Annotated in this window: 9 protein-coding genes; 5 read left to right on the forward strand and 4 right to left on the reverse strand. The window is 44.3% G+C overall.

Annotated elements, in window-relative coordinates; genetic code table 11:
• Positions 1–160 precede the first annotated feature (160 nt).
• The gene (locus D0T20_RS06225; RefSeq protein ID WP_116438783.1) at positions 161–1,771 is read left to right on the forward strand and encodes a C69 family dipeptidase; all 1,611 of its coding nucleotides are present in this window, start codon (positions 161–163) and stop codon (positions 1,769–1,771) included.
• 215 nt (positions 1,772–1,986) lie between these two features.
• Entirely contained in the window at positions 1,987–3,504 is a 1,518-nt protein-coding gene (locus D0T20_RS06230) for a formate--tetrahydrofolate ligase (protein WP_162862732.1), read from the forward strand.
• A gap of 226 nt (positions 3,505–3,730) precedes the next feature.
• Here the strand turns inward: D0T20_RS06230 and D0T20_RS06235 are convergent, their stop codons facing one another.
• Positions 3,731–4,573 (reverse strand): alpha/beta hydrolase, encoded by an 843-nt coding sequence (locus D0T20_RS06235; protein WP_116438785.1) that lies wholly within the window; start codon positions 4,571–4,573, stop codon positions 3,731–3,733.
• 163 nt (positions 4,574–4,736) lie between these two features.
• On the opposite strand from D0T20_RS06235, the gene rsmI reads away from it, so the two are divergent.
• Complete coding sequence (gene rsmI / locus D0T20_RS06240) at positions 4,737–5,642, forward strand: 16S rRNA (cytidine(1402)-2'-O)-methyltransferase (protein ID WP_116438786.1); 906 nt, start codon at positions 4,737–4,739, stop codon at positions 5,640–5,642.
• Positions 5,643–5,730: 88 nt separating this feature from the next.
• Here rsmI and D0T20_RS06245 read toward each other — a convergent pair whose 3' ends face one another.
• On the reverse strand, positions 5,731–6,009 hold the full coding sequence (locus D0T20_RS06245) for a variant leucine-rich repeat-containing protein (RefSeq protein ID WP_116438787.1): 279 nt from the start codon (positions 6,007–6,009) through the stop codon (positions 5,731–5,733).
• Positions 5,999–6,751 (reverse strand): hypothetical protein, encoded by a 753-nt coding sequence (locus D0T20_RS06250; protein WP_116438788.1) that lies wholly within the window; start codon positions 6,749–6,751, stop codon positions 5,999–6,001. Before D0T20_RS06250 ends, D0T20_RS06245 begins: the two co-directional genes overlap by 11 nt.
• A 388-nt stretch (positions 6,752–7,139) precedes the next feature.
• On the opposite strand from D0T20_RS06250, the gene metG reads away from it, so the two are divergent.
• The gene (metG, locus tag D0T20_RS06255) at positions 7,140–9,005 is read left to right on the forward strand and encodes a methionine--tRNA ligase (protein WP_162862733.1); all 1,866 of its coding nucleotides are present in this window, start codon (positions 7,140–7,142) and stop codon (positions 9,003–9,005) included.
• A gap of 612 nt (positions 9,006–9,617) precedes the next feature.
• Here the strand turns inward: metG and D0T20_RS06265 are convergent.
• Positions 9,618–11,072, reverse strand: coding sequence for a C1 family peptidase (locus D0T20_RS06265; protein ID WP_116438790.1), 1,455 nt, complete (start codon positions 11,070–11,072; stop codon positions 9,618–9,620).
• A gap of 460 nt (positions 11,073–11,532) precedes the next feature.
• On the opposite strand from D0T20_RS06265, the gene D0T20_RS06270 reads away from it, so the two are divergent.
• Positions 11,533–12,516 (forward strand): ABC transporter permease, encoded by a 984-nt coding sequence (locus D0T20_RS06270; RefSeq protein ID WP_032815600.1) that lies wholly within the window; start codon positions 11,533–11,535, stop codon positions 12,514–12,516.
• Positions 12,517–12,531 lie beyond the last annotated feature (15 nt).

A 12,531-nucleotide genomic window follows, 5' to 3' on the forward strand; every position in this document is an offset into this window, starting at 1 on the left:
TTCGCGCGCTGGCAAATCGCAAGCAGCTTACGACTAGATGCGCGTGTGTAAAATAGTCAAAACTAGTCAAAACTAAGCAAAACTAATCTAAACAAACAAAATTATCTAAAATAATCAAATAACCAAAATAATCAAAAATTAGAAAAATGAGGATGCAAATATGGCATGCACAACAATTTTAGTAGGACGCAAAGCGAGCTACGACGGCTCCACGCTTATTGCGCGCAACGAAGACTCCGCAAATGGAGAGTTTAACCCAAAGCGACTTGTAGTGGTAAAGCCGCAAGACCAGCCTCGCGTTTATAAGTCCGTGCTTAGCCACGTAACAGTAGAGCTTCCAGATAATCCAATGCAATACACAAGCGTTCCAAACGCAGACTTGCGCGAAGGAATTTGGGGAGAAGCTGGCGTTAACGAAGCAAACGTGGCAATGAGCGCTACCGAAACGCTTACATCCAACGAGCGCGTGCTGGGCGCAGACCCAATGGTGGAGCTTCAAAAAGCGCAGGGCAAGGAAGGCGACGCTGATTATAAGCCAGAAGTGCCTGGCGGAATTGGCGAAGAAGACTTCTTAACGCTTGTTTTGCCTTATATTCGTAGCGCTCGCGAAGGCGTTGAGCGTTTGGGTGCGTTGCTAGAAAAGTATGGCACTTACGAGATGAACGGCGTTGCGTTCTCGGATGTAAACGAGATTTGGTGGATGGAAACTGTTGGCGGACACCACTGGATTGCTAAGCGCGTTCCAGACGAGGCGTATGTTGTTATGCCAAATCAGCTTGGAATTGACGAGTTCGATTTGGAAGACGCTTTGGCAGACCAAGAAGAGCACATGTGCTCGGCTGATTTGCTTGAGTTTATTGAAGAAAACCACTTAGATTTGTCTGTGGAAAACGCTTCGCCGTTTAATCCTCGAGATGCTTTCGGATCCCATTCAGATGCGGACCACGTGTACAACACGCCTCGTGCATGGTTTATGGAGCGTTTCTTGAATCCGTATGACGAAGTGTGGGACGGTAAAGATGCGGATCATAAGCCAGATAGCAACGACATTCCGTGGGCGCGTCAGCCTGAGCGCAAAGTGACTGTTGAAGATATTAAGTACGTTTTAAGCTCGCACTATCAGGGAACCGAGTACGATCCTTACGGCAAGCTTGGCGATGAGCATACGCGTCATCTTTTCCGCCCAATCGGCATTAATCGCCAAAGCCAGCTTGCTGTTATGCAAATCCGCCCTTACATGCCAGAGCCAATGCGCGCAATTCAGTGGATGGCGTATGGCTCTAACCCGTTTAATGCTTTAGTTCCGTTCTACGCAAATGTAAACGAAACTCCAAAGTATTTGGAAGATACAACTACTCGCGTAACAAGCGAAAACTTCTATTGGGAGAATCGCATTATTGCAGCTCTTGCGGATGCTGCATTTAACGACACTGCAAACGCGATTGAGCGCTACCAAGAAGTTGTTGGTTCTCTTGGTCACGCAATGGTCAAGTCTACGGATGCTGCTGCTGCAAAGATTCTTGGCGTTTCTTTGAAGGATTACGAGCCAGAGCGCGAAGGTGATGAAGGTGATGAAGGCTATTGCGATTTAGTTCGCGATCCTGAAGCTATTATTGCAGAGCTTAGAAACGAAGAAGTGCGCGCGGCTTTGGCTAAAGCAAATGAAGATATGGCTGCAAAGTTGAAGAAAGAAACCGATTCTTTGCTCGATACAGTTCTGTACATAACTAGCATGCGTATGAAGAATGGTTTTAATCGCTCCGATCACTAATCGCAAGCTGTTATAGACGTTACTAATAACGCGCATAGTTTTAATGTAATATTGCTATACCACGCCTATGCAATCGTATAGTATAAAAATTGTTCATTTACATTAGCTATGCGCGTTTTATTATTGAGCGCTTATTGAGCATCTGTTATTGAACGTTTGTTGTTGAGTATTTGTTGTTGAGCGTCTATTAGGCGTTTTGCCTGAAAGTGGGGAATATGAGCATTCTTGATTCGTTTACTGCACAATTTGGACTGGTTAAAAAAATCGACGCTTTTGGATTTATGGATTATCTAAAGAGGAATCCAAGCGAGCCAAGAAAGCACGGTAAAGTGTTGCTCGTTACTGCAGATACTCCTCTTAAGGCTTCTAGAGGAGAAGGCAAAACAACCACCACTATTGCGCTTGTAGACGCTTTGCGCGAACGCGGAGTAGATGCGGCGGCTGTTTTAAGGCAGCCAAGCATGGGCATTACTGCGGCGGGTTCAAAAGGCGGCGCTAGCGGTGGCGGAAAGTCCTCGCTTTCGCACCCAGAGTTGATTGACTGGGGATTGTGCGGAGAAATGGCGGCTATTGAATGCGCGCAGAATTTGCTTGTTTCTTTTGCAGAAAAGGCGATTGACGACGGTATTTTAGACACGATTTTAGTGCCGCGAGTAAGCGAAGTGCCTTCAAGATCTTTGCGTAGTATTGCTGTTGATTTTGGCAAGAGCACGGTTGTAGAGCGCGTTGTATTAACGCCAACTTGCGAACTTATGCAAATCGTAGTGCTTTCTAGAAGCATGGAAGAAATCGCAAATCGCGTTTCTGTAATGATTGCTGGCACAAAAGACGGGAATCCTGTTAAATTTGGCGATTTTGTTGACTTGTGGCGAATCACAAATATTCTTGCTGATGCTGTAAAGCCTGCAAAAACAGAGACGATTAATGGTTCTCCGATTTACGTTCATTGCGGGCCATTTGCCAACGTTTCTCTTGGTATTCCAAGCCTTGTGAGCGTTGAGATGGCTTGTGCGCTACACGATGTTGTTGTTGTGGAAGCAGGGTATGGCACGGATGCTGGCGCGCAAAAGTGGCTAGATATTGCTGCTCGCGAGTTCGGCGCAAAGTGGCCTGCTGCTGCGGTTGTTGTTACTCGTGCCAGCACTTGGCGAGATGACAAAACGCTTGCGTGGCGCTACCCGTTCCACGTTTCGCGCCTTGAGTCGCTTGATATTCCTACTTTCCCTCTTATTAATTTGTGGGATGGGGAAGATGGGCAGGTTCCAGATTTGCTTGAACAAGCTAAGGCTTTGGGATTCCGCAAGCCGATTGTTGGCAATCTTTTCCGAGATGGCGGAGATGGATTGGCAGATCAGCTAGACGATTTTGTGTCTGTGATTACAGATGATGCAGAAACGAAAGTTCCACAAAGCCGCCGTGGAAAGTCTCTTCGCGAGCGTATTAATCTGCTTTGCTCCGAGGCGTATGGTGTGCCTGTTGAGCGCGTAATCGACAAAGCAGGTTTTGCTGATTCGTTGAAAGAAGCGCAGGATTTGTGCAATAAGGCTGGTGTTGATTTTGATAGCTTGGCTCTTGTTGCTGTAAAGTCGCCAGCAACCATGACGGATGACGATCACGCGCCTGCTGATTCTCGCACTGTAACGCTTAAAAAGGTGGAAGTTCATTCTGGCGCAGGCGTTGTTCAAGTCAACCTTACAGCTTCACTAACAACTCCAATGCCAAAGATTGTGTGATTTTCCGCTGTGAAATCTTCCGCATTTTGTACGTGATTTAGGTCAAATGTGGTACAAAGTGCGGAAGGCTTTTCCTGATTTTGTACGTGATTTGGGTTGAATGTGGTACAAAGTGCGGAAGGTTTTTCCTGATTTTGTACGTGATTTAGGTTGAATTTGGTACAAAGTGCGGAAAAGTAAACAAACTCGGGCGCATTCTGGCGCATCCTGGAGCATCGAAGTTAAATTATGCAAAAGTGCGGCGCAGCCAATCGCAAGCAAGATCAATCCATTGCTGAACTTCTGGCTGAACAAACTCAGGCAGCACTGCGCCATTTTCATCGCGCTTAGCTGTTTCTTTAACCGCCAAAGCCAAGCCATGCGGACCCTTAGGGAACAAATGTGCTTCCACGCTTACGCCAGCTTTAACGCAAGCATTAATAAACATAATCGAGTTTTGAACTGGAACCGTCTGGTCTGTAATCGTTTGCCAAACGAACACAGGTGGAGTCTTAGAATCAACGTGATTTTCAAGCGAAAGCTGCTCCACGAGTTGCTCGCGAGTACTAGAATCTACGTCTCCAAAAAGACGGTCGAAAGTTGGCTTATGCGCGTATTCGCCAGCAGAAATCACAGGGTAAGCAAGCATAAGAGCATTTGGGCGCACGTCATTTGCGTTATATCCATTTGCTTCTTCAACATCGTCGCTAACGCTAGTCGCAAGATTTGCGGCTACATGGCCTCCTGCAGAGAATCCAATAATCGCCACTTTTTGCGCATCTACATGCCATTCTGCTGCATTATTGCGAATCAATTGCATAGCTTCTGCGGCTTCCAAAAGCTGAGTAGGGTGCGCGCTAGGCACAAGCGAGTATCGCAAAACAAAAGCGTGGAATCCAGCGGTAGCAAACTTCATAGCAATAGGCTCTGCTTCTCGATTAGAAACGCGCAAGAATCCGCCGCCTGGCAAAATCAGCACTGCTGGTCGCGTTTGATCCCCTTCGCTATCTAAATTATCGTCTAAAACGTATGCAGTTAGAAGCGCGTTACTGCCATCAATGCCTTTAATTTGGCGTTCTATAATCTTCATGGTATCTCTTTTCGTTTTGCGCGATTGCAATTTATGTTAAGCATAATTACTAAGCATAAACTTAAGCATAATTCTAATCAAATACCTTGTTTTTGGTGTGCATTATGTGCGTTATTTTATAAATTCGTGTAGAGTCTTAAGAGGTTTTATAAGGAGATTTAAGATGAGCAGTGAAGAAGATAATTTAGGAAAAGTTGTTCTTGCGGCCACTCCGATTGGAAATATGGGAGATGCTTCTGCGCGCTTAATTAATCTTCTAGAAACTGCGGATATTGTTGCAGCAGAAGATACGCGTAGGCTTTACGACCTTGCAAATCGCCTTGGCGTGCACGTTTCTGGGCAAGTTGTTGCGTATCACGATCACAATGAGCGCAATAAGGCAGATGGTTTACTAGACAAGGTTGAGCAAGGCAGCACTGTTCTTGTTGTTTCCGACGCTGGCATGCCTACGATTAACGACCCAGGGCTTGCGATTGTTCGCCGCGCAATAGAGCGCGATTTGCCTGTTACTTGCGCGCCTGGACCGAGTGCCGTGTTGGATGCTTTGGCGCTTTCTGGCCTGCCAACAGACCGTTTTTGCTACGAAGGTTTCTTGCCGCGCAAGTCGGGGGAGCGCATGCAGCATTTGCGCTCGCTTCTTTTAGAGAGGCGAACAATCGTGTTTTACGAGGCGCCGCACAGGATTGCGGAGTCAATGGCAGCTCTTCTTGCAGTTTTTGGAGCAGATCGCAAAATGGCGTTGTGCCGCGAGCTTACTAAGGATTTTGAAGAAGTACGTCGTGGAACTATTGAGCAGATTGCAAAAAGCGTAGAAAATGATCCTCCTCGTGGCGAGATTGTGCTTGTGCTTTCGGGCGCTAGCGAAGATGAGGTTGTGCAACAAAACGTTGATTTAAGCGTGAATCAGCTTGCGCAAATGGCTTGCAATCTTTCGCAAAACGAGGGCTTGCGAATCAAAGACGCTATAACTCGAGTTGTTTCCAGTAATCCGCTTGATGATGGCTCTTTTGCTAATCGCAAAGAAGTTTATGCAGCTTGCTTAAAAATCAAGGAAAATGTGGACAACTAAATAGGAAATTAAGCGGAAAATGTGCAAATGTGGAAAAGTGCTAGCAAGTAAAGCGAAAAATGTTCAAATGTGGAAAATTAAGCAGCAATTAATCCCCATTTTTTGCATATTCGTATGCTTCTAAAAGCACATCTAGACTTTGTTTAACGCCTGGCCCTCCTTGCTGAGATACGTATTCCAGCATTTTTGCGTCCGCGACTGGGTTTGCAACAACCCATTTTCTTAATTCAGGCACGTTCTTAGCAATATGCCATAGCACGTCTTTGCTTGTGTTTTCGCAGCACGCGACTTGCGCAGTGAGCACAATTGGCGGTTTTGGCGGCATTGCGCTCGCTTTATAATTCTTAATATTTTCTCTAATAGTCATAAAGAATATTGTCCTTGTCTATTATGTATTTAATCCACTCTTTTGCCTTCGCAGCTCCTGGAAAATAAGGATTGCTGTCTATGATTTTTTCGCAATCTTTAAAACTGGTGTTGTATTTTTGCGCCAATTCGCACACAGTATCTACTCTTCTTATTTCTTCGTAAATGTTTTTTGATGGCGTTAGTGCAATGTCGCAAATAGTTCGCGCTGGAGAAGTTACGTGCAAGTCTTTAATCACACTTTGTTCTTTTTTCATTAGTTTTCTTCTAAACACTTGTAGTCGGTGATCGTACGGCTTTATTCGATAATGACTTTTGGATATTATCTCTAGTATGTTTGGGATTTTTCCGCCAAGCCAAATCCAAGATGCTGTAAATGCGCATGCAACTGTTCCGTTTGGAAGCAGATTTTTTAGCACGTTGCATCGTCCTTCTGGGGTTTTTGCGGTAGATTGTGTAAATCCAGTGCGTATTGAAACGTTGTTGAATGCTCCAAAATTGCATAGTTTCTTCATGCTTAGTGGCCCTGGTAGGTGTTTTGTGTCTATAAGAATAGGCAGCTCCTCGTTTTGTTTTTCCGAAAATAAAATCATCTCTTCGTTTTTGTAGTCTTTGTAGTTTTCGTATTCTTCGTATTCTTCGCGAGTTTTGTATTCTTTGCGTCTTTTGTAGTCTTTTATTGCTTTTTTATTTTTTTCGTCATTGTGTATTGTGCGTTTTTTGTTCAACGTTGAAGTGCTCATGTTTCTCCTTTCTGCGTAATGTGCTTAATACGCCAACTTTTTAGTGCTGTAATGTTTTAGTGCCGTAATTCTGTAATGTTCTGCTGTTCTAGGTTTTAATCTTCTAAGTTTTATACACAATATCGTGTTTTACTTTTTTGTCTACGCGATTTTTTGTAATTGTGGAAAAGTGGATTTTTAGCTTTTTACATCAAAAAATGTGATTATATGTGACTAAATAATATGTGACTAAATGTGGTTGTGTACGATTGCGCTTGATTACACGCGATTATGCTTGATTTATCTACTTTGCTATGTGATTTTTATAGCGATTTTTATAGCGATTTTTTAGTGTGATTTTTCTGTGTATTATTTAATGTGTCCTCGCTGAACAAGATAATATTTGGCTATGAGTCATATTTTGGTGAATGTTGCATGGCCTTACGCAAATGGCCCTCGTCATATTGGTCACGTTGCAGGATTTGGCGTCCCTTCCGACGTATACGCGCGTTACGAGCGCATGAAGGGAAACAGCGTGCTTATGGTTTCGGGAACAGACGAACACGGCACGCCGATTTTGGTTGAGGCAGATAAAGAAGGCGTGAGCGCGCAAGAGCTTGCAAACCGCTATAATCGCGTGATTACTAAAGATTTGTGCGATTTAGGCTTAAGCTACGATTTGTTTACGCGCACAACAACGGCAAATCATGAGCATGTTGTTCAAGAGATGTTCCGCCAGTGCCTTAAGAATGGTTATATTTACAAGGGGACTCAAAAGGTTGCGATTTCGCCTTCTACAGGCCGCACTCTTCCAGACCGCTACATTGAGGGCACATGCCCGATTTGCGGCGCGGACGGCGCCAGGGGCGACCAGTGCGATGCTTGCGGAAACGAGCTGGACCCAGACGAGCTTATTAATCCTGTTTCTAAGATAAATGGCGAAACTCCGCGATTTGAAGAAACAGAACATTACTTCCTTGATCTGCCTGCTTTAGCAAACGCAAACTTGGAGTGGCTTAATTCCAGGGATGGTTGGCGTACAAATGTTATTAACTTCTCAATCGGCTTGTTTAAGGAAGTTAAGCCTCGAGCAATTACGCGAGACATTGATTGGGGTATTCCAGTTCCTGTAGAAGGCTGGATTGATAACCCAAATAAGCGCTTGTACGTGTGGTTTGACGCCGTTATTGGCTACTTGTCTGCATCCATTGAGTGGGCGCGTAGGCAGGGCAAGCCAGATGCTTGGCGCGATTGGTGGTGCGACCCTAAGTCTCCTGGCTACTACTTTATGGGCAAAGATAACATTACTTTCCATTCTCAAATTTGGCCTTCGGAGATGCTTGCGTATAACGGCGCTGGCTCTAAAGGTGGGGAAGCTGGCGTTTACGGCCCACTTAACATGCCAGAGCAGGTTGTTGCCTCCGAGTTTATGACTATGGAAGGCAAGAAGTTCAGCTCTTCGCGCGGAATTGTGATTTATGTTAAGGATATTTTGGCGCGCTACCCAGTGGATGCTGTGCGCTACTACATTTCCGTTGCAGGTCCAGAAAATTCCGATGCTGACTTTACTTGGGCAGAGTTCGTTCGTCACAATAACGAAGAGCTTGCAGCAAGTTGGGGCAATCTTGTTAATCGTGTTGCAAATTTGATTAATAAGAATTTTGGAGAGATTCCGCCGTTGGATGAAAATTCAATGACAGATATGGATCGTGCGCTTTTGGATCAAACTTCTAACGCTTTTGAGATTGTTGGCGGTTTGATTGAGCGTCATCACCAAAAGAATGCTCTTAATGAGGCTATGCGCGTTGTGTCGGATATCAACAAGTATATTTCTGCTACGGAGCCTTGGAAGATTAAGGATGATGAGTCTCGTTTTGGAACTGTTTTGCATGTTGCTGCACAAGCTGTTTCGGACGCTAATCATTTGCTTGCTCCATTCTTGCCTCATTCTGCACAAAAAGTGTGGGAAGCTCTTGGTGGAACGGGAGTGTTCTCGCCGCTTCCAAGAATCGAAGAGGTGACTGACTTAGATAATCCAGATTTTAAGTACCCGATTATTACTGGCGACTATGAGCTTGGAAAGACTGTTCATCCATGGGAAAGTGAGCCGTTGGTTACTGGTACTCCTGTTGCTAAGCCAACTCCGATTTTTGCCAAGATTCCTAAAGAGGCGATTGATGAGGAGCTTGAGCGTTTTGAGTCTGCTCTTGCTGCTCGTCGTAAAGCTGACGAAGAAAGATTGGCTGCAGCTAAAAAATCGTTGGAATCTGAGTGATTTTAGCGGAAAATTTTAAGGCATAGTGACGTATGTAACAAAAAATTGGCATACTGCCAGGAATACGAAAAAATTTTCAGGAAATTTTTAGTTTATATGCGTGTTTTGCGAGAAAAATGTGGTTATAATAAATATTGCTGATGGTTCTTCCATCAGTGAGGTTCGTTCGCGAACCCCATAACTGAAACCTTCTTCTCTCTTTCTCTCTGCCCCGGTGGGTTTTCTCTTTCCCACCGGGCTTCTTTTTTATCTTTTATCTTTTTCAAGTGTTCGCCGCTTACTCCGATTTTGTAGCTCTAAACGTCAAAATCAACAACAAAATGCGGAAAAACTGACGCACTTTGTACCACATTCGACCCAAAACACGTACAAAAAGCGGAAATGTAGCTCGCGCGCTACGCTATTCCTCGCGGCTATTAGTAGCCGCTCGGCTGATTTGGCATGTAAAGTCCACTGGACTTTACATTTGAGCCAAATCACGCTTTGAAGGAGCTTGAAACGCGCTATGCAATTTCAAGCTCAGTCAAAGCGCAATAAAATAAAAAACGCAGACTGCATTTGTAATTTGCGAATGCAATCTGCGTTTATAAATCAGCGTGTGCTAAATCAAGTTTAGCGGCAGCGCTTTGTAAGCGGCACCCACGGATCAAGCATTACAGGCTCCTGATCCAATATTGCTCGCGTTGCTTCATCAAGATACTTCTTGTTAATAATGATTTCTGTAACGTAGCGGTCAAACCACTGCGCGGATCCAACGTAGTATCCATCTTCGCCGTTATCTTTACCCCAGCTGTTTTCAATCTTCCAGCGGTCTGGCTCGCCATCTTTGTTAAGATTTACGCCAGTAAAGGTCATTGCGTGGTTGCCTGGGCAATCCATGTATTCCAAACCTTTGGCTTTGTCGAAAGTAAACTCTACATCGAATAGCTCGTCTACGCGCACAACTGCTGGGTCAAAGAAGCCCTCTTGTCTTAGCGAGAATTGCGTGCAATCGCAAGCAAACCAAATTGGGTGTCCGTCTTTTAGCTGATCAACAGCTGCTTTGCGGAACACTTCTAGCGCAACGTTTGCAAACTCCATTTCCTTCGTCTCAGCAACGTTTGTTGTGTACTTGAGTTGGTAGAGCTTGTTGAACGGAGTGCGTTCCATTGGGGAGTTGCACAAGCTTACAAAGTCGTTTACGTCTACTGGCACGTACTTCTTTGCAAACTCGAGTGGCGTAATGCCGTATTCGCAAATCATTGGGCGATCGTCTTTACCGCTCTTTGGCTTTTCGCTGCCTTTATCGTCTTTCTTTTCTTCGCTCTTAGATTCGCTATTTTCGCCGCTCTTCTTATCGTCCTTCTTGTCGTCGTCATCTTTAGTGCGTGCAAAGAAGTCGAAACGCTCTGGTGGCTCGCCAAGAGCAATCGCGGTCATGCGGTACACGGTTTCCAAGTCGCGAATCTTCATCTTTCGCAACTCTTCCATAGAGGTGCCATTCTTGTGTGCTTCGCGCAACTCGCATGCAAACTCGCGAAGCTTGCTATTAATGTATTGCACGAATGCTTCGGAATCGGTAGCGTTTTGCGAATCTGGGTATGCGCTCTTTGGCATAAGTCCGTACTTGTTTACCAAGTTAACGAACATTTGCCACCATCCGCCGTCGTCAATCGGACCGTAGTTGATGCTCTCAAAAATTCGGCTATCTAATGTCTCATCTAAAGTCGCTAAAACGTTTTCCAAGTATGCGTTTGCTTTTTCAATCTTGTCCCAGAAGAACAAGTAGCTTTCGGAAAACTCAAAGTCTTCTAGATTCCACTTATGCATAAGCTCGTAGCGCAAAGTGTTAAGCGATGCAAACATCCAGCAACGTCCAGAATGCTGTTGGTTTGTTATTGTTCCTTGCTTTAGTTCTATAGAAAATTCGCGTGGAAGTGCGCGCTGACCCTGGTAGCTTGTTGCTGCTTTAAGAACGCCGCTCGATACCGAAGCGTTTGCTGCTACTCGATTTGCTCGCTGTTCGTTAAAATGCTTAGAATATTCGCGCACGTCGTTTAGCGTAACGGCTTTTACGTTTTCAGACATATATCTCCTTGTTTTGATTGTTTTGAAAGTAATGAATAAGTGTTATTGTAGCTTGCTCAATGCACGAGTCGCGTTTTGCGCGGCTTTAAGTGTTTGCGAGTGTTTGTGTTTCGTTTATGTAAAACATGTTATTTTTATGTGTTTATTGCGATTTACGAAACAAGTTTTCGTAAATTTTAAGTAATTTCGTTAAATATTTTGATATTTTGCCGATTTTATGTATTAATTTTGGTTAAGATTACTATTTATTACGTGTTATTGCATGTTTATTTTAGGTAATGTACATAGGTTAGCTAAAAATATACTAATTACACGTCCAAATTATTAGGGCTTACTTAAGTGTGCCTTAAGCACTTATGATTTGCCTTTTTGATTAGTGATTAAATGATGGCAGTGTGCAAGCGTAAGTTTGCAGTTACCAGATGGAGGTAACAATGTTTAGACGTAGAAAAGAGTCACAATGATACGATACATCGTTAAACGATGCCTGAATTATGTTGTGATGCTGTTTGTGTCCGTATCCATGACGTATTTCTTGGCAAGTGCATTTATGGATCCGAGATCGAACTATATGTCTAGGCATCCGCATCCGCCAATTCCTTCGATTAACCGTTCTTTGGATTTAGCAAATATTAACGACCAAACTCCAGTTATTACAAGGTATTTGCGTTGGATTACTGGCGTTCTTACTCGTTGGGATTGGGGATTAAGCCCAGAGCAAGCGCCTGTTGGTCCTGCGATTGCTGCGCGAATCGGTGCATCGGTGCAGCTGGTTACATGCGCAACTGTTCTTGGCATTGTTTTAGGCGTTAGCGTTGGTGTTTATACTGCTATTCGCCAATATAAGTGGCAAGACAGGGTTCTTAACTCTATTGCTACGTTCTTGCTTGTTGTTCCAGCCGCCGTGTTTGGATTACTTATTGTTTTAGCTGCAATCAGCATTAATAACGCTGCTGGTTCTCGTTTGTTCTTTGTTACTGGATTACATTCCTACCAAGGTTCTAATCCTATTGCTTTTATTCTTGACTTCTTGCAGCATTTGATTTTGCCAACAATTGTTATGACCGTTCCTGGCATGGTTGGCTACCATCTTACGCAACGCACCTATTTGCTCGATACTATGAATGCTGATTATGTTCGTACTGCTCGCGCTAAGGGTTTGCCTCTAAATGTGGCTATTCGTCGTCACGCTTTGCGTACTTCTTTGATTCCTACTGCCGTAGACGTTGCATTCTCTATTGCAGGCGTGTTTACGGGCGCTGTGATTACCGAAACCGTGTTTGCAATTAACGGTTTGGGTAGCTACTTCGTACAAACTATTTCTAATAACGACATTAATGGTTCTGTTGCTATTGCTGCGTTCGGAGCCGTGTGTACTTTGGCCGGAGCCTTGTTGGCAGATATCTTCTCCGCTTGGCTTGATCCTCGTATTCGTTTGAGCTAATTGCGCAATAGTGTA

Source organism: Gardnerella piotii, assembly GCF_003397585.1.
GTDB lineage: Bacteria > Actinomycetota > Actinomycetes > Actinomycetales > Bifidobacteriaceae > Bifidobacterium > Bifidobacterium piotii.